The organism is Bacillus cereus group sp. Bc010, from assembly GCF_027716745.1.
In the GTDB taxonomy this organism is placed as follows: Bacteria; Bacillota; Bacilli; order Bacillales; family Bacillaceae_G; genus Bacillus_A; species Bacillus_A pacificus.
Genome location: NZ_JAQFUY010000020.1, coordinates 13,904 through 32,677 on the forward strand (window position 1 = coordinate 13,904; position 18,774 = coordinate 32,677).

The window sequence follows — 18,774 nt, forward strand, 5'->3', positions numbered from 1 at the left end:
CCTTGTCACGTACAGGGGGGCAACAAAGGTTATGAAACAGTCTGTTTCGGCTGAGCAAATTGAATTGAAGTCGAGTTTACCAGGAAGTAAGAAAGTGTATGTGGATGGACCACGCGAAGGTATGAAGGTGCCGATGCGTGAGATTGAACAAAGCGATACAAACGGCGTTCCGAATCCGCCAATTCGTGTGTATGATACGAGCGGTCCTTATACGGATCCAGAGTATAAAGTGGAGTTAGAAAAGGGGTTGCAGGCGCCGCGCCACTCTTGGATTCTAGAGCGCGGAGATGTAGAAGCATACGAAGGGCGCGAAGTGAAACCAGAGGATGACGGTGTGAAGGTGGCTTCAAAACATACACCTGTTTTCCCGCAGATGGATCGCAAACCGCTTAGAGCGAAGCAAGGTGCAAATGTTACGCAAATGCATTATGCACGTAATGGGATCATTACGTCTGAGATGGAATATGTGGCGATTCGTGAAGGGGTAGAGCCTGAGTTTGTTCGTAAGGAAATTGCGGAAGGTCGCGCTATTTTACCAGCGAATATTAACCATCCTGAAGCAGAGCCGATGATTATCGGACGTAATTTCCACGTGAAGGTTAATGCAAATATCGGAAACTCTGCTGTATCTTCTTCTATTGCAGAAGAAGTAGAGAAGATGACGTGGGCTACTCGCTGGGGTGCAGATACGATTATGGATTTATCTACAGGTAAAAACATTCATACGACGCGCGAGTGGATTATTCGTAACGCGCCTGTACCAGTTGGAACTGTACCAATCTATCAAGCGCTTGAAAAAGTAAACGGAATTGCAGAAGATTTAACGTGGGAAGTGTATCGTGATACGTTAATTGAGCAAGCGGAGCAAGGCGTAGATTACTTTACGATTCACGCTGGTGTATTACTTCGTTACATTCCCATTACTGCAAAGCGTACGACAGGTATCGTTTCGCGTGGTGGTTCAATTATGGCGCAGTGGTGTTTATTCCATCATAAAGAAAACTTCCTATACACTCATTTTGAAGAGATTTGTGAAATTATGAAGCAGTATGATGTTTCGTTCTCTCTTGGAGATGGATTACGTCCAGGTTCGATTGCAGATGCAAATGACGAAGCGCAGTTCTCTGAGCTTGAAACACTTGGTGAATTAACGAAGATTGCTTGGAAACATGATGTGCAAGTTATGATTGAAGGGCCTGGGCATGTACCGATGCATTTAATTAAAGAAAATATGGAGAAAGAGCTTGATATTTGTCAGGGGGCGCCATTCTATACACTTGGGCCGTTAACGACAGATATTGCACCAGGTTATGACCATATTACATCCGCAATTGGAGCTGCGATGATTGGCTGGTTTGGAACAGCGATGCTTTGTTATGTAACGCCGAAAGAACATTTAGGTTTACCGAATAAAGATGATGTACGCGAAGGTGTTATTACGTACAAAATCGCTGCGCATGCAGCTGATCTGGCGAAAGGGCACAAAACGGCTCATCAGCGTGATGATGCACTTTCAAAAGCTCGTTTTGAATTCCGTTGGCGCGATCAATTTAATTTATCTTTAGACCCTGAACGTGCAATGGAGTATCACGATGAAACATTGCCAGCAGAAGGTGCGAAAACGGCTCATTTCTGTTCCATGTGTGGACCGAAGTTTTGTAGTATGAGAATTTCACATGATATTCGTGAATATGCAAAAGAAAATGATTTAGAAACGACAGAAGCAATTGAAAAAGGAATGAAAGAGAAAGCGAAAGAATTTAAAGAAACGGGTAGTCATTTATACCAATAACACGTTACACCTCTTTACTTGATTGATCACACTGTAGTACCTAACTTAAATATAGAAGAAGCCCGCTTTGCTAAGACGGTAGCAAAGCGGGCTTCTGTTGTTTATCCTGCTATTTGCGGGCAGTGAGACCCCTCACTGATTAAAGTTTCACTTTATAAGGCGAAGAAGAGATGTACCCAATAGAATAAGAGGAATAATGTGACGACTGTTGTGAGCGGGATAACAATAAGGGATACACTTAAATAGTCTTTCCATTTTACTTTAATTTTGTTTTGTTTCAGGATATACATCCAAATGAGGGAAGCTAGCGTACCGATTGGTAATAGTAGTGAACCGATGTCACTACCAATAATGTTTGCGAGGTAAATCGTTTTTAAAGTGATTGGGTCTAGTCCCATTTCTGTTAATGTGATTGTACCAATCATAAGTGCAGGGTGATTATTGAAGACGTTGGAGAGGAGGGAAACGAGTCCGCCCATTGTAAAGCTAGCATAAAGTAGATGCTGATTTACAACTGGTTCAAGCCATTGGACAAGTGCTGCTGTTAATCCTGCGTTGTGAAGTCCGTAAATAATGACATACATAGAGAAAGCAAAAATTAAAATGTGCCAAGGTGTCTTTTTCAAAATATCGACAGGGTTCGTTCGTAAGTAGTACCATCTCCAGATGAGAAGAACGAGTGAACCGAGTACGGCAACAATCTCGATTGGGATGGATAAGAAGGATGCAACGAATAGAAGACAGCGCATAAGGAAGACGAAGCCTAATACTTTTAGCATGAACCTTGTCCGTTTTTGCTTCGTATCAACTGAATTTTTTCCTTTTAACGGATGAAAGTTTTTCGTGAAGAATATTTCTTCAATATCATATGAAGAAACAGGCAATTTTTTCGGAAGTTTTTTCTTCAAAACCATATACATAAGCCATGACATAAACAATAGTCCTAATGTTGCAGGTACAAACATCATAGCAGTATGCATATAAAGAGTCATATTCACGATATTTAATGCGATTAAGTTTACGATATTACTTACACCAATTGGTGCACTAGATGCAGTAGCGATTAAAGCACCGCTTAATAAATAAGGGATTTGTTGATGCGGTTTTAATTGAAGGTTTTTTAGGAGAAGAATTAAAATTGGCGTTGTAATTAAAATACTACCGTCGTTATTAAATAAAAGAGTCATAAGAAAACATAATAATTGAATATACCAGTATAAGCGGCGTCCGGAGCCTTTTGCTAAGTTTGCAAGTTTCGCTGCGGACCAGTGGAAGAAGCCGAAGCTTTCTAATATAACCGCCATAACGATGGTCGCTAATATTGTTATGGAGGCACCGCCAATTTTACTAATAATGTCCATGACGTCTGGTTTTGATACAAGTCCAGTAATCAGGATAATGCCAGCGCCAATTGCTGCCGGCCACGCCTCATTTAAACCACGAGGTCGCCAAAAGATAACAATCATCGTTAAGAAGAATACAATAATAGTAATCCATATTTCAATGCTCATATTTTACCTACCTTTCTACTTTTCCTCAAAGCAATGTAGCTTGTCTTAAGGTTTGTATTGGTAGTATATTCAGCAAAAAATAAGAAGAACTAGACGTATAACGGAGTGCAATGAATATGTGTTTTTCAAGTTATGGGACAAGTATCTCTCTTAGTGAAATAACTATTGTGAGAGGAGTCTAGAAATTAATGGGGCAGTAAGATAGTAAATAAAATTTACATAGGTGATTATGGAGATATATCAGCGATTATTGAAATATATCAGCGCAACTCAAAATATATCAGCGATTATTGAAATATATCGGCGCAACTCAAAATATATCAGCGATTTTTAAATTATATCGACTTATCGACAAAACATGACAAAAGGAGCCCATCCCAAAATACCTTTTGGAACAGGCCCTACAATAATTATTTCTCCTTCAAAAAAGTTCGATCCTTCAAGAATAAATTCCAGAAGAAAATAAATCCTGGTAATAAAATTGCAATCCCAATTGCATATAGAATAAGCAATGCATAGAATGTTTCGACCGTTGTAAAGCTTGTAAATACAGTTACATCAGGATAAATAATATACGGTAAATGCGCAACGCCGTAAGCATAACTTGCAAATGCATATTGAGCGACGACTGCTAAAACGGCAATGCGAGGGTATCCTAGTGTGCCATACTTCTTGTTTGTCCACCAAAGAGAAGAGTACCCGATAACGAATAAAACGATAGAAACTGTAAACCACGGGAATTGCTTTATGAGCCCTTGCATAAGCCAGTGTGTTTCCGGATCCATTACAACGAGGGCGATAATCGCCGTAACGAGTGTTGCAGGACCAAGGATGATGGCGTTTCTTCTATAAATTCTATACGAATCTTCTGAACCTTGCTCTCTCGCAAAATCAGCAAGAAAGAGGGAGGAAAGAAATAATTCCGAAGTTAGCCCAAAGAGCATATAACAGTAGATCACCGGGCTAGAAAGAAGTTTTCCATACAGGAGTACTTCTTTTCCTTCAGACATTGTAATATAAGCCCCCTCTGTAACAGGTAAAACGGTAATTAATAAGGCTGGAATTAAGAGCCCAGTAATACCTGAAATAACCCGAAGGAGGTACTGATATTTTGGCACAGAGTAAGCAAATACCATGAATGTACTGCGAATTGCAATGAGTATTAAAATTAACATAACTGGTACGAACATGACTGTCGCAAGGGTGAAAGCGGCTTTCGGAAAGAAACCGAGAAAAGCGACAACGACAAAGACGAGAAATGTATTTGTTACTTCCCAAGTCGGTGATAAGTATCGGTTGGCAAGCTTGGCAGCGAGCGTTGGATGTTTTGCGTATACCATGCCCCAAAAACCTGCTCCAAAATCGATGGACCCTAATATACTGTATACGAAAATAAGAGCCCATAAGATGATGATTGCAATACTTTCCTCATGCACGAGAATCGCCTCCTTCGTGATGTAAATCATTTGTAAGCGGATGTTTCTTAAAGAATGTCCGTAATACGAAAACTGTTAAAATACCGAGTCCAATATATAAAATGATGAATAGAATAAATAAAGGACCGACAAAATCAGCGCGTGTAGAAGCGTCGACTGTACGTTGCATACCGTAAATGGTCCATGGCTGACGACCGCTACAGCTGAAAATCCACCCAAATTCAATGCCGAGCATCATAACTGGTCCACATGCGGCAGCTCCCCAAAGAAGCCACTTCGGTAGCTCTGTTCCTTTTTTTCGGTAAACAAAGTACCAATATAAGAGGGCAATTGCTGCAACTGCAAAGGTAAAGGCAGCAGTGCCAACCATTAAATTGAACAGTGTATGCGTGTAAAATGGTGGCCATGTTTCTTGTGGAAATTCCTTTAGTCCTTTTACGACAGTGCTAGGGTCTAGTCCTACTAGTAGGCTAAGCATGTTCGGAATTTCTAGTGCGTAGTTTAGTTCAAGTGTGTTAGGATCTACAACGCCGCCAATTGATAACGGTGCATGTGATGTCGTTTCAAATAAAGCTTCAGCAGATGCCAGTTTTTCAGGGGAATGCTTATGTAAAGCAATTGCCGATTCGTGTCCCGAAAGCCACATCGTAGCGCCTGTAATAAATGTCACGACGAGTCCTAACAGTAGTCCTTTTTTATGATATGCCACTTCACGTTCACTTACATTCTTCTTTAATAATTTAAATCCGGCGATAGAGGCAATGACGGCAGCTCCAGTTGCGTAGGCTGTAATCACAACGTGGAATGCGCTCGTGCCAAAACTCGGATTAAAGAAAGCTTTCCACGGATCAACGTTAAAAACGGATCCATCTGGCCCCATTGAAAAGCCCGCGGGTGTATTCATCCATGTATTTGCCGATGTAATAAGCACGGCAGATGCCGTGGCACCAATCATGACGAAGAATAGCGAGATTAATCTCATGAATGGAGGTAGTTTGTCAGCTGCATATACATAAATCGACATGAACAAAGCCTCTAAAAAGAAGGCGAAAATCTCAATTTGAAAGGGCACAGAAATAACCTGCCCAACAATTTTGGCAAAACCAGGCCAAAGCAGTGAGATTTGCACACCAACGATTGTTCCCGTTGGAATTGCTACACCAAGAAGGATGGCAAAGGCCTTTGTCCATCTTTTCGCCATAATGGCGTAGTCGGAATCTTTCTTCCAGTGGTAGAGTATTTCACTTATAAAAATCATTAATGAAAGTCCGACACCAAGTGTTGCGAAGATAATGTGGAATGCTAGTGAAGAACCAAAAAATGCTCTTGCTAATGTTACCGTATCCATATGTAAACTCCTCTTCTTTTTTGCCATTATTTTCTGATTGAATTGGAAGATTTATTCAAAAAAACTTCCAAAAATATATATGTATTTAAAAAGTGGATATGATAATATTATGTTTGAATATTATAAATAGAAAGAATTTAATGTTTAATAATGTTTTGTTTGTTTTTTAGTAAGGAATATTTTATAATCTTTTATGCGAACATAAGTTCTGTTTTTCGAAGTGAAGAAGTTTATGTGAAATGGAGAGGATGTTTTATGTATCCTGAAGTCATTAAAAAGATGGCATTTTCAAAAGAGCATAGAGATTTATTATTGAAGCTGTATAATAAAGAGATTACGCGTAGTGAGTATGATCGACTCGTAGAATCGCTATATAGACCTTCTAAAGAGGCTTGTGAGGGATAGAGGAACGGGAGACAATCTAATAGATTGTCTTTTTTACATTTACGTATGTTCTGGTAAAATTAAGGATAGCCTTACTAGAGAGGTGAAAAGTTTGCGGAAACGTATATATATAGTGATTGGCGTTATTCTTTTAATCGCTTTAGGTGGAATTGTATTTTGGTCAGCTTTGCAAGGAAACCGTACGGAACATTTTATTTTAAGACATATGGTGAATGAAAATGGGACGCTTGCTACATATCGTTTAGAAGATACAAAAGCAGGTACCGGTGAAGCGAAAGGCCGTGAAGCTTTATCGGAATCAGCAGGGCTATGGCTGCAATATACACTCGATAAAGACGATCAAGCGTTATTCGATGAACAAGTTAAAGTTATTCAAAATAACTTTGTACATAAGAACCAAATTGTTTTATGGAAAATCTCTGAAAAGGGAGAAATGCAGTCAGCTACAAATGCACTTATTGATGATCTTCGTATTATAGAACAGTTATATCGCGCTTATGAAATGTACAAGGAAGAGCGCTATAAAAACTTAGCGGATCAATTGAGTGATGCTGTAATTCGTTATAATAAGAAAGGTAATTATTATGTTGATTATTATGATGCAGATGCAAGGAAACAAAATGATTTTGCAACAACGTCATATATAAATCCGCGCGCATTCTCCTATATGAAAAAGTATGGAAAAGTTTCTGCTCAGCAATATGAGGAAGTCGTTCAATTTTTAGCAGATTATCCAAGGCATGGATGGGCATTCCCGAAAGAGTATAAAGCAGATGGCACATTTACGTACGACAAAGAAGTGAATCTTATTGACCAATCATACGTTGCATATCATCGTAGTTTAGGTGGTCTTTCATCCGATGCTTATTTGGAATTTATAAAGAAGAAATTCCAGGAGGATGGAAAGCTATACGGTCGTTACAATTTAGAAACGGGAAAACAAACTGTGAATTATGAATCGCCTGCGGCTTACGGATTAACGATTTTGTATGTACTACAAACAGGTGATACAAAGTTTGCAAAGGAATTATATGATCATATGGCCACATTCCGAAATGACAACGTATTTAGTAGATATTACGGTGGATATGTAACAGGAGAAAATAAAAATACGCATATTTTTGATAATGTTTTGCCGCTTTTAGCTGAAATAGAATTAGAGAAGAGTGAACAATAAAAGGTGCCACCCTAGGGGATGGCATCTTTTATTGTTTGATATCATTTTAAGTCCTAATATTGGAGAAGTAATCAATCACGAATTCACGGAATTGCTGGGCAGTTTTCGATAAGTAACGTTTTTTTGACCAGCTTAAGCCAATCGTTCGCTCACAATTTGGTTCAATAATACGTAACTTATTTAATGCTAGAGTAGAGTTCTTTAATAAAGTTAAACTTGGGACGAAAGCGATGCCGAGGCCTTGCTTAATCAGGTCGCTAATCACGGTTGGTTCATCTACTTCAAAAGCGATATGTGGAGTGAAGCCAGCTTCTTTACAAAATTCATCTGTTAAGTGCCGAAATCCATAACCAGTGTTCATACTAATAAACGGTTCGTCCTTTACTTCATGCAGATATACACTTTCACGTTCTGATAAACGGTGCCCTGAAGGGACGACTAAGAAAATTTCTTCTGTAATAAGTGGTTCCCAAATAATCTCTTCGCCTTCAATTGGCACAGAAGAAATGCAAAAGTCAATTTCTATATTATCTAGTTGTCGTTTCATAGAAGGAGTAGATGCGAGAAACTGTTGGAATCGAACGTTAGGATGTTGTAGTAAAAAAGAACCGAGTAGTTCTGGTAATATTCTTGGAATAGAAACAGCCAGCGTAATAGAGCTTTGTTGTAAGTTAGCTAAATCTTTAATTTCTCGTTCGCCTTCACTTAATTCATGAAAAATGCGCTCTACTCGTTTTAAAAATACTTTCCCGAAAGAGTTTAATGTAATTTGTCGACCTTGGCGATCAAATAACGGGACGCCTAAGTCTTTTTCTAGTCTAGCGATTGTTTTGCTGAGCGAAGGCTGTGCGATATGCAATTCTTCAGCGGCTTTTGTCATATGCTCTAATCGTGCAACTGTTTGAAAGTATTTTAGTTGAAGAAGTTCCATTTTAAGCCTCCTTTCTATAGACCAAAAGGAATGGATTGATAATTAAAGATGTATTATACAGTATGAAAATGGACGTGTATAGTAAATCTGTTAAACCATTCTAATGGTGTGAAATTCGGAGAAGGAGTATGTTTCATGAAAGGAATTCAACTTGTATTTAAAGATTGGAAAGCGATGTGGTACCATAAACATGGGCGTATCGCTTTAATTTTTTTGTTAATCGTTCCTTTAATTTATTCAGGATTTTTTTTAGCTGGATATTGGGATCCATACGGAAAATTAGATAAATTACCTGTTGCGATTGTAAATTTAGATAAAGGTGCTGCAATGGATGAGAAAATAATTCGTGCAGGAGACGATTTTGTAAAAAATTTAAAAGAGAATAAGGAACTGGCTTTTCATTTCGTATCAGAAAAAAATGCTGAGGAAGGGCTAAAAGAAGATAAGTACTATATGGTTGTTACGATTCCAGCAGATTTCTCTAAAAAGGTAAGTACACTTATGGATGAGAAACCAGAACCAGCACAATTGCAGTACAAAGTAAATCCGGGTAAAAACTTTGTAGCAGCGCAAATTGGAACGACAGCTGTTGAAAATATGAAAACAAAAATTTCAAATAGTATTACGAAATCTTATACAGAAGGTGTCTTTTCAAAGTTTCAAGACTTAGCACAAGGGTTGAGTGATGCAAGTAATGGTGCTGGGAAGTTACATGAAGGAACGACAGATGCAAGAAATGGGGCAAATCAGCTTGCAGATGGTATTCATCGTTTAAGTGACGGGACATCAAAAGTGAAAGAGGGAAGTGAAAAACTTGCTTCTAGCAAATCAGCCTTAACTGATGGAGCGAATGAGCTAAGTCAAGGAGCAACCTCACTTCATAGCGGTATGGAGTTATTGACGCAAGGTGAAAAACACTTACAATCAGGGATTAGTGAATTAAGTGCTGGTACAAATGAATGGGTGAACGGAAGTGAGAAACTGGCTGAAGGACAAGCGAAAGCGGACAATGCAGCAAATAGTGTAAAACAACAATTAGAAGAGTACGTGAAAATTCATCCAGAGGTGCAGCAAGATCCTGCTTTTCAAAAGATTATCGCTACTTCTAATGGATTAGCTCAAGCAACAAACACTTTAAATAATAGTCAGAAACAATTGACACAAGGTGCACAGAAGCTTGCAGATGGTCAGCATAAGGTTGAAGAAGGTATGAATACATTCGGAGTTAAGTTAAATGAAGCTACTGCTGGAACGAAAAAGATAGCAGATGGTGCTACAAATTTAGCTAGTGGATTTACGAAATGGGGAACTGGATTTACATCATTACAAGAAGGTGTCAATCAACTTGCGAGCGGGGGAACAGAGCTGAATCATGGTGCTGATCAGTTAACGAACGGACTTGTTAAACTTGACGATGGTGCGAAAGAACTTTCGACGAAATTGGGAGAGGGCGCAGAGAAGATAGCGGATGTTCGCAATGATGATGCACGCAATACGATGTTCTCAGAGCCGGTTCAATTAGTGAAGTCAACAGTTTCTGACGTGCCTAATTACGGTTCGGGTATTGCACCATATTTCTTATCGCTTGCATTTTATGTTGGCGGAATTATGGCATCAAATATTTTACCGCTTGGCCGTAGACAAAATATGAAGGTAAGCGGAACGGTACATTTTATTAATAAACTAGGATTGGTATATGTAATTGGACTTATTCAAGCATTACTTGTGGATGTGGTTGTGCTAGGAGTTATGAAATTAGAAGTTGCAAGTGTGCCGCTCTTTGTATTATCAAGTATCGTGATTTCCTTTACGTTCATGACGTTTATTCTTATGTTAGTAACGGTGTTTGGTCTTGTTGGAAAGTTCTTAGCGGTAACGCTTCTCGTCTTGCAATTAGCGACGAGCGGTGGTACTTTCCCAGGAGAATTAAATATAGCTGTTCTTAGCAAGATTGGACAATTTCTCCCAATGTCCCATTCTCTTAGAGGATTGCAAGATGTGATTTCTTTAGGAGATTGGTCGCAATTACAAATGCAAATTTTAATATTGTTATGCTATCTCGTTGTTGCTGGTGGAATTGCTTGGATTACGAGCCATATACAACATAGGGAAACGAATGCCGAACAAGTTTCTTAAAATAAAAAGAAGTTATCCGATTTTTTGGGGATGACTTCTTTTTATTTTGCTTGTAGCAAAAAGAGTATTGCATTATTTTTTTTATACACCAGTTCCTATATAAGAGAAGGGGTGCATAGTGAGAGTATTTAATTTGTTTTTCTATATATATGCGCTTTAAGTATTTTGAATATTCTAAAATTGGACTATACCAATTGTTAGAATATTATGGAAAAGTTTTTTTGAAATAAATATAATGAATGTACAAATTAAATATTAGCATTATTTTACATGATAGGAAAGGTATTCAAATGTTTTTAAGAAAGGAAGAGGAGGCATACATAGTTTATCCCACTTTAATGGGCAGTAAGACCCCCATCTCAAAATTCAGCGAAAGCAAAGAAGTTAGGTGGGGGGCGGGCTGATGCTCATAAAAGCCCGATTGGTGAGGGCTGATTAAAGTTTCACTTTATATGTTGGTTTGTTTGGACTTTTTACTGGATAATCATTCAGTAAATTTTCTTCTACGTATAATGATGAACCGTTCCTTTGGAAATTACCGATCCTCACTCTTAATGATGTAAATTAATTTTCCTGTTTGACATGGAAAGTACAATGCAAATGCCGTAGTAATAAGTCAAGAAGTCTGGGGAGGAGTGGGATATCGTATATGAACATATGGAGGCGAAAAAAGAAGCTAAGAAGACAAAAAACCTTTTTAGTACTGTTGATGCTTTTATTAGTGTTCGCGGATATACCTATCAGTTTTATTGACAACATGACGATGCATGCGGAGACAGATTCTATAACAGAACAACCGAAAGATATAGAGATAGGTTCTGTAAAAGAGCAGCCAAATCCAGAAGCTGTGAAAGATTTTGATCCAGGTCCACCTTATGAGCAGAATGTAGCAAAGGATATTCCTGTAGAGGTTGGAGAGGAACGGATTGGGACGTCTTCCTGGATAAAAGATATTGCACCAGCAAGTTTAGTAGGTAACACGTGCGTTCAGCAAAATAGAGTTGTACTTAAAAATGGTGGATTTGAAAAGCCAAGGATAACGAAAGACTTCTTTATTGATCAAGATAATGTAGAGGGCTGGAGAACGACAGATCGCTATAAAGTAATCGAAATTTGGAGAACGAGAGATAGAATACCATTGCCTTCACCACTTCCAGCAGAAGGAGAGCAATTTGCCGAACTAAATGCAAGGGAACCTGGAATGTTATATCAAGATGTGAAAACGACTCCAGGGCAAACAATTTATTGGAGATTAGCTCATAGGGGAAGAGATGGGAAAGATACGATGCGCGTTCGTATCGGATCAGCAAGTGCGAATATTACTTCCTTACCTACTATTCAAACGATGGAAGATGATAATAAAGCGTGGGGTCGCTATAGCGGGACTTATACAGTTCCAGCAGGTCAAACGTTAACTCGATTTGGTTTTGAGGCTGTAAAAACATACGGAAATGTCTTATCAGTAGGAAATTTCCTAGATGATATTTTCCTAGGAACAGAACCTTGTGTTACGGCAACAAAATCTGTAAGTCCAGAAGGAAAAGTGTATGCGGGAGATGAGTTGACGTATACAGTGAACGTTAAAAACCACGGCGGAGATGTTGCTGGTGAAGCAATGTTCACTGACATGATTCCAGATGGAACAGAATATGTACCGGGCTCCATAAAACTAAAAGCTGATGGAACCGAAAAAGCTATAACAGATGCAGAAGATAATGATGCAGGCTTTTATAAAGACAAAAAAGTCACTGTTAAATTAGGCGATGTACAAAATACAGAAGAGGATCCAAATGGAATTACAGTTCAATTTAAAGTAAGGGCTTTACCAAGTTATATTGGAAAGCAAGTTACAAATAAGGCAAGAATAGATTATGGCAACTTGTTGAAGGGCTCAAAGGAATATACAAACTCCAATGAAGTTGTAAACGAGGTTATTGCAAGAAACCCTGAAATAGAGTCGGTTAAAGAAGTGAAAAATGTACAAGGTAAGAGTAGGTACGAGGTCGGAGATACAATTGAATACACAGTTAAAATGCGTAACAAAATTGAGAATAGCATCGCGAAAAAGATTGTAATAGAAGATTCATTACCAAACGGGGTAGATTATGTACCAGGGACCATTAAGGTAGATGGAAAAGCGGTGACGGACGCTGTAGATCAAGATAGCGGCCACTATACGATAGGTAAAGTGATTGGGAATTTAGGTGATATTACAGATACAGGATGGCATACAGTTACCTTCCAAGCGAAAGTAAAATTGGATCAGTTAGATAAAACGATTCGTAACATAGGAAAAATAACAGGTGAGAATATTACACCGCAAGAACCAGAGAAATCTATTGTAATAGAACCGAAAGATCCAAAGCTAGAAACGGTAAAAGAAGCAAAGAACTTACAGCAAGGTAAGAGCATATATGAAGTCGGAGATACGATTGAATATACAGTGAAAATGCGTAATAACGTAGCGAGTAGCGTGATAAACAATGCTATTATTGAGGATCCATTACCAGAAGGTGTGGAATATGTGCCAGGGACGATTCGGATAGATGGGAAGGTTGTCACAGATGCTGAAGATGGGGATAGTGGCCATTATAAGACTGGAAAAATAACCGGGAAGTTTGGAGATATTCGAGATACAGAGTGGCATACAGTAGTGTTCCATGTGAAAGTGAAAACGAATCAAGCAGGGAAAGAAATAGTAAATAAAGCGAAGGTAACGGGAGGGAACATTACACCGCAGGAACCTGAAAAACTAGTAAAAGTAGATTATAAGAATCCGAAAGTGGAATCAGTGAAAGAAGTAAAGAACTTACAACAAGGTAAGAAGTATGAAGTAAAAGATACGATTGAATATACGATTAAGGTTCGTAATACAGTCAAAGATAGCATCATAAGAAATTCTTTAGTAGAAGACCAATTGCCAGAAGGTGTGGAATATGTACCAGGATCAATTCGGGTGGATGGCAATATAGTAACGGATGCCGAGGATACTGACAGTGGTCATTATAAGGCTGGAAAAGTAATAGGGAAACTAGGAGACATTCAAGATACCGAATGGCATACAATCGTATTTCAAGTGAAGATAAAAGATGGTTATGAAGATAAAAAAATACTGAACGTAGGTACGGTAAAAGGAGATAATATTTCTCCACAAAAACCATCAGTAGAAATAGCAGTGGAACCTCCTCCGTCAGGGAAAATTGAAATTGAAAAAGTAGATGCAAAGGATCATACGTTGAAACTGAAAAATGCAGAGTTTCAAATTATCGATAAAGATGGAAATGTAGTCGGAAAATTAGTAACCGATGAAAGTGGAAAAGCAATTTCTGAACCGCTAGTATTCGGTAAATATGAAATTAAAGAAATAAAAGCACCGACAGGTTACATGATCTTGAAGGAATCAATTCATGTAGAACTTACATCACCTTTGCAAAAGTTGAAAGTAGAGAACAACAAGAGTGAATGGGTCATTCCGAATACAGGAGGGTTTGGAACAAATCTCATTTACTTATTTAGCACATTACTCATTGTGTTAACGCTATTTCTCTATTTCCGAAAAGGGGACAGTAATTTATAAAATATAAAGGGGGCAATACGAGTATGAAAAAGGTATTTAGTATGGTTTTAGCATTTATATTAATGCTTTCAACGCTGCCAAGTGCATTTGCAGCAAATGAGGTTCCGAAAACAGGATCTTTAACAATTCATAAGTATGCGCATGAAAAAGATGGACAAAAAGGTGAAGAAGGAACTGGTGAACCTGGTCAGAAAGTTCCTGAAGGGGCAACACCGATAGAAGGAGTAGAGTATAAAGTTGTAAAAGTTGCAAATTTTAAAGTGATTGAAAGAAATGGAGAAATTGTAAAAGAAGCTGTTGAGAAAGTTGAGAATGAAGAACCTATTAGTAAGAAAACAGGTGCGGATGGTACTGTGAAATTTGAGGATCTTCCAATCGGTCGTTATGAAGTAAAAGAAGTTAGTGGCCCAGATGAGGTTAATATAGATACAGAAAAAACGTATACAATTGATATTCCAATGACTGATAAAGAAGGTGAAAAGTTAAACTATGATGTTCATATTTACCCGAAAAATGAAATCAAGCGTGGAGCAGTAGAATTAACGAAAGTAGACGATGCAGGCAAACCATTAAAAGATGTAGAGTTCACGCTATATCATAAAGGGACTGATAAAGTAGTAGTAGATAAAGCAGGAAAAGAATTAAAGAATCTAAAGACAGATAAGGATGGTAAAATCCGCGTTGACGGTTTATTGCATGGTGAATACTATTTCAAAGAGTCAAAAGCGTTACCAGGATATGTGTTAGACCCTAAACACCGTGAATTTAAAATTGAAAAATCAGGTGCATTCCCGAAAGATGGTCAAGCGGGTTATGGAGAAATCGTAAAATTAAAGCCAATTATAAACTATGAAAAGCCAACAATTGGTAAGCAAATTAATGGTAAGCCTGATGATTTACCAATTAACGTAGATGAAGAATTCACATACGACATTAAAACGAAACTACCAGGTGATATTCATCTGTACAAGAAATACGTAATAACAGATAACGTGGATCCAAGATTAACAATTATCGATACACCAGTTGTTACAATTGATGGTGAAAAAGTATCTTCTGATGTTGTAAAAGTGACGTTAGGTGAAAAGACTGCTGCAGGTCAATTAGTGACAGTGACTGTAGAGAATTTTGCAGCGTTAAAAGATAAAAAAGAACTACATTTGCAAATCAAGGCGAAAGTAAATGGAGATATTAACGGTGGAACAGTAATAGAAAATATAGCAAAAATCGATTATGAAACTGGTGATAAAGTAACACCACCAGACGATGAAACAACAACACCTCCTGTAAAGGTTATCGTAACTGATGGCAAAATTTCATTGAAAAAAATTGACGGTGCAACTAAAGATGCTTTAGAAGGTGCGAAATTTGAATTACGAAAAGATGGTAAAGTTGTAAAAGTAAAAGGTGTTGACGTTGTCGGCGTATCTGATAAAGATGGGATAATTAATTGGAACAACATTCCTTACGGTGAATACGAAATCGTTGAAATTGAAGCACCGAAGTATACAGATAAAGGTGAAGTGAAATCTTATCAAAAATTAAGAGAGCCAATTAAAGTTAAGATTGATAAGGATAACCAAACGGTGAAATTAACTGTAGAAAATAATAAGAGTGGCTGGATCCTTCCTGCAACAGGTGGAATTGGGACAATTCTCTTCACAGTAGTTGGCCTTGTATTAATGGGCGCAGCGTTTATGTTCTTAAGAAGAAAAGCTTAATAAGCGTACGAGTATAGGGAGAAAAGAGGGAGAAAGAACATCTTCCTCTTTTCGTTATTTACTGCTAGGTAAATAGCGAGATAAATGGAACTACATATGCATAATAAAGGGGTATATTATGAAACGTAATATTATTTTTGGATGCATCTTTTTAGTAGGACTTAGTATTTTTTTATACCCGACGGTGAGTAATTGGTTAGCGACAAGAGCGCATTATTCTGAAGTAAGTACATATGACAAAAAGGTGAAAGAGCTGCAAAGGGAAGAGATTAAACGTAAAGAAAAAGAAGCGAAAGAGTACAATGAGAAACTACAACGGGAGAGACAGACCGTTACAGATCCATTTCGTTCCGATAAGAGTGGAAATTCCAGTTCTTACGTAGATATGTTGAATGTAGGAGAAGTAATGGGCTATGTAGAAATTCCTAAAATTAATGTGAAGCTTCCTATATATCATGGAACGTCTGAGGATGTTTTAAGTAGAGGGGTAGGTCATATAGAGAATTCCTCTTTGCCAGTTGGCGGAGAAGGAACACATTCTATTTTGACTGGACATAGGGGGTTGCCATCTGCTGTATTATTTACAGATTTGGATAAATTAAAAGAGGCGGATGTTTTTTATATTCATTCTTTAGATAAAGTATTAGCATATAAAGTAGATCAAATTAAAGTAGTGCTCCCAGAAGAAACGGATGATTTAACAGTAGCTGAAAGTCAGGATTATGTGACACTAATTACATGTACGCCATATGGTGTAAACACGCATAGGTTACTCGTTCGAGGACACCGTGTTCCGTATGATGAAAAGGAAAAAGAAAAGATTAAGGAAGTTGTTGGAGTAGATAAACGAATGATAGGAGCAGGTGCTATCATTGTAGGTGCATTTCTAATTGCTTTATATAGAAGAAAGAAGCGTAAAACTATAGAGAAAATATAAAATGGTTCTCCTTTCAATGTATATGTATGAAAGGAGAACCATTTTTTGGCCTATTATTTGCGTTCCATTACCGCAAAGTAATTGTTTTCGTTATCAGCGAAGTTAAAAGCTCTGCCAGTAGGTAAATCTACAACTTGTCCAACAGTAACATTTTTCTCAGAAAGATCTTTATACAGTTGATCTAAGTTGTTAGAGAAGAACATAAGTGAAGGTGTATGTAAGTTTAATTCAGGTTGCATTTTTGCAATTAACTCTTTATCGTGAAGGACGATACTTGTGCCTGCTTCTTTTGACGGCGCAATTTCAATCCAGCGAAAACCTTGTCCGTTATTTTCTTCCGCAATAATTTGGAATCCTACTGTCTCAGTCCAAAATTGTACTGCTTCATCTTGATTATTTACATATAGCATAATTTGTCCAATTTGATTAATCATAGGTGTGTCCTACTTTCTTTTCTTTTATGGAATTCTATTATATCAAAGATATGGTTTGAATACCTTTTCGTGATTTTTCCGAAGTGCAATCTTAGCCCATTTCATATTTGCCCTAGGAGAAGGTCCTGTAATCCATGTATGAAATGGTAGTGTACTGCATATGACCATTGTTGAAATCGAGATTGTGGCTGTTATTGTAAATAATAATAAGCTATATAATATTGTGTTTTCTTGCAGTGTGAATAAAGAAAGAAACTTTGTACATAGTTGCAAGAAGAAAAAGTGAGCTAAATAAGCACCATACGTGTAATTCCCGATAAATCGTAAAGCTTTATATAAGAAACCGCGTCGCTGTACGATTGTAATAGATAGCACGTAAAGTATGATAATTTCGCATACGATATATAAAAACATAGACGGTTTTAAATAAGTCGAAACGGTTAAATGAATAGAGTTTGCTCCGTAAAAACTAAATAACTCATAATTGATGAATAAAAATAAGACGAAAAATAAGATTGTAATAAGCGGAATATGTTTTATGACAAATGTACGCCACGCTTTTAGTGCGACAGCAGCGATTCCTCCCATGACGAAATAGAATGAGTAGAAGAAGAAGGAACGGTCTGTATAATGTAAAATGGTTGAGCTAGTCAATTTCTCGCCATTAAAAATGTAGTGCGAAGAATACCACATTAAGAGGAAATATAGGCAAGCAAAGACGGTCATATATTTATATATGTCTTTTTTATTTTTTGTTCGTTTTTGAAACCAATAAAATAGTGTGCACAGTAAAGGGAACAGTAGGTGAATTTGAAACATCATAATCACATACCAAAGATGGGGTGCGGCTGTTCCGAGTAATAAACTTTTTATTCCGCTTTGTAATGTGATCATATCGTTTGTTGTTAATAAGTAAAGAATAGACCAGAAGAGATAAGGAATGAGTAAATGTGCGGCTTTTTCAGAAATATATTCTTTGTATACTAATTGCTTTGTATAGTGACGAATTAAGTGGAAGCCGACGATAAATATGAATGCAGGTGCTGAAAATTTTGCAAGGTTAAATAGCATGCCCATAATGAGGGATTGCTCAAGTAAGACATTTCCTTGATTCATTGTATATAATAAGGAACTTTGCAAAACGACCGCAAGGAATGCAATGCTTTGCAAAACTTTAAATTCAGGTGCGCTTTGAGTCATAATGTCCATCTCCTTTTCCATATATGATTATAGTACGGAGAATGAATAATGGATGTGGAATATTTGTGAAGGTTTTAACAAATTTGTGGCGGAATAGATTATATCGACGTTTCGACAAGGAATATCGACTTATCAACAAATAATGACAAAAAGAGGATGCTCAAAACGA

The 18,774-nt window shown here is 37.6% G+C and carries 13 protein-coding genes; 7 read left to right on the forward strand and 6 right to left on the reverse strand.

The genetic code is table 11. The features are described 5' to 3' along the window. Nucleotides 1-31 precede the first annotated feature (31 nt). Entirely contained in the window at nucleotides 32-1,792 is a 1,761-nt protein-coding gene (gene thiC, locus PDQ68_RS19560; protein ID WP_000814474.1) for a phosphomethylpyrimidine synthase ThiC, read from the forward strand. Nucleotides 1,793-1,944: 152 nt separating this feature from the next. On the opposite strand, the gene PDQ68_RS19565 is transcribed toward thiC, so the two are convergent. From PDQ68_RS19565 to cydA, 3 genes are all read right to left on the reverse strand, one after another. Continuing rightward, the gene (locus tag PDQ68_RS19565; RefSeq protein WP_061184228.1) at nucleotides 1,945-3,303 is read right to left on the reverse strand and encodes an arsenic transporter; all 1,359 of its coding nucleotides are present in this window, start codon (nucleotides 3,301-3,303) and stop codon (nucleotides 1,945-1,947) included. 410 nt (nucleotides 3,304-3,713) lie between these two features. Then, nucleotides 3,714-4,739 (reverse strand): cytochrome d ubiquinol oxidase subunit II, encoded by a 1,026-nt coding sequence (locus PDQ68_RS19570; protein ID WP_000544167.1) that lies wholly within the window; start codon nucleotides 4,737-4,739, stop codon nucleotides 3,714-3,716. Then, nucleotides 4,732-6,087, reverse strand: coding sequence for a cytochrome ubiquinol oxidase subunit I (cydA, locus tag PDQ68_RS19575; protein WP_000381964.1), 1,356 nt, complete (start codon nucleotides 6,085-6,087; stop codon nucleotides 4,732-4,734). The genes PDQ68_RS19570 and cydA overlap by 8 nt, the downstream gene beginning before the upstream one ends. A gap of 255 nt (nucleotides 6,088-6,342) precedes the next feature. On the opposite strand from cydA, the gene PDQ68_RS19580 reads away from it, so the two are divergent. Further along, nucleotides 6,343-6,492 carry a hypothetical protein gene (locus PDQ68_RS19580; RefSeq protein WP_000283184.1) on the forward strand — a complete coding sequence of 50 codons (150 nt, stop codon included), beginning with the start codon at nucleotides 6,343-6,345 and terminating at the stop codon, nucleotides 6,490-6,492. Between the two features lie 91 nt (nucleotides 6,493-6,583). After that, nucleotides 6,584-7,669: a hypothetical protein gene (locus PDQ68_RS19585; protein WP_001231580.1), complete on the forward strand. Its 1,086-nt coding sequence runs from the start codon at nucleotides 6,584-6,586 to the stop codon at nucleotides 7,667-7,669. A gap of 46 nt (nucleotides 7,670-7,715) precedes the next feature. On the opposite strand, the gene PDQ68_RS19590 is transcribed toward PDQ68_RS19585, so the two are convergent. Then, a complete protein-coding gene (locus PDQ68_RS19590; RefSeq protein WP_000421935.1) occupies nucleotides 7,716-8,600 on the reverse strand; it encodes a LysR family transcriptional regulator in 885 nt (294 codons plus the stop codon). A gap of 135 nt (nucleotides 8,601-8,735) precedes the next feature. On the opposite strand from PDQ68_RS19590, the gene PDQ68_RS19595 reads away from it, so the two are divergent. From PDQ68_RS19595 to PDQ68_RS19610, 4 genes are all read left to right on the forward strand, one after another. After that, nucleotides 8,736-10,736: a YhgE/Pip domain-containing protein gene (locus PDQ68_RS19595; protein ID WP_061184229.1), complete on the forward strand. Its 2,001-nt coding sequence runs from the start codon at nucleotides 8,736-8,738 to the stop codon at nucleotides 10,734-10,736. A 649-nt stretch (nucleotides 10,737-11,385) separates the two neighbouring features. After that, nucleotides 11,386-14,313 carry an isopeptide-forming domain-containing fimbrial protein gene (locus tag PDQ68_RS19600; protein ID WP_061184230.1) on the forward strand — a complete coding sequence of 976 codons (2,928 nt, stop codon included), beginning with the start codon at nucleotides 11,386-11,388 and terminating at the stop codon, nucleotides 14,311-14,313. A gap of 23 nt (nucleotides 14,314-14,336) precedes the next feature. After that, nucleotides 14,337-16,034, forward strand: coding sequence for a SpaH/EbpB family LPXTG-anchored major pilin (locus tag PDQ68_RS19605; RefSeq protein ID WP_229136069.1), 1,698 nt, complete (start codon nucleotides 14,337-14,339; stop codon nucleotides 16,032-16,034). Between the two features lie 118 nt (nucleotides 16,035-16,152). Next, complete coding sequence (locus PDQ68_RS19610; protein ID WP_000827783.1) at nucleotides 16,153-16,971, forward strand: class C sortase; 819 nt, start codon at nucleotides 16,153-16,155, stop codon at nucleotides 16,969-16,971. Between the two features lie 53 nt (nucleotides 16,972-17,024). On the opposite strand, the gene PDQ68_RS19615 is transcribed toward PDQ68_RS19610, so the two are convergent. Then, nucleotides 17,025-17,405 carry a VOC family protein gene (locus PDQ68_RS19615; RefSeq protein WP_000609844.1) on the reverse strand — a complete coding sequence of 127 codons (381 nt, stop codon included), beginning with the start codon at nucleotides 17,403-17,405 and terminating at the stop codon, nucleotides 17,025-17,027. 42 nt (nucleotides 17,406-17,447) lie between these two features. Then, a complete protein-coding gene (locus PDQ68_RS19620; RefSeq protein WP_061184232.1) occupies nucleotides 17,448-18,605 on the reverse strand; it encodes an acyltransferase in 1,158 nt (385 codons plus the stop codon). Between the last annotated feature and the right edge of the window lie 169 nt (nucleotides 18,606-18,774).

Coding starts and splice junctions, on each gene's coding strand:
- PDQ68_RS19595 (WP_061184229.1), top strand. CDS start 8,736: ATGAAAGGAATTCAACTTGTATTTAAAGATTGGAAAGCGATGTGGTAC.
- PDQ68_RS19615 (WP_000609844.1), bottom strand. CDS start 17,405: ATGATTAATCAAATTGGACAAATTATGCTATATGTAAATAATCAAGAT.
- PDQ68_RS19590 (WP_000421935.1), bottom strand. CDS start 8,600: ATGGAACTTCTTCAACTAAAATACTTTCAAACAGTTGCACGATTAGAG.
- cydA (WP_000381964.1), bottom strand. CDS start 6,087: ATGGATACGGTAACATTAGCAAGAGCATTTTTTGGTTCTTCACTAGCA.
- PDQ68_RS19605 (WP_229136069.1), top strand. CDS start 14,337: ATGAAAAAGGTATTTAGTATGGTTTTAGCATTTATATTAATGCTTTCA.
- thiC (WP_000814474.1), top strand. CDS start 32: ATGAAACAGTCTGTTTCGGCTGAGCAAATTGAATTGAAGTCGAGTTTA.
- PDQ68_RS19580 (WP_000283184.1), top strand. CDS start 6,343: ATGTATCCTGAAGTCATTAAAAAGATGGCATTTTCAAAAGAGCATAGA.
- PDQ68_RS19610 (WP_000827783.1), top strand. CDS start 16,153: ATGAAACGTAATATTATTTTTGGATGCATCTTTTTAGTAGGACTTAGT.
- PDQ68_RS19565 (WP_061184228.1), bottom strand. CDS start 3,303: ATGAGCATTGAAATATGGATTACTATTATTGTATTCTTCTTAACGATG.
- PDQ68_RS19620 (WP_061184232.1), bottom strand. CDS start 18,605: ATGACTCAAAGCGCACCTGAATTTAAAGTTTTGCAAAGCATTGCATTC.
- PDQ68_RS19600 (WP_061184230.1), top strand. CDS start 11,386: ATGAACATATGGAGGCGAAAAAAGAAGCTAAGAAGACAAAAAACCTTT.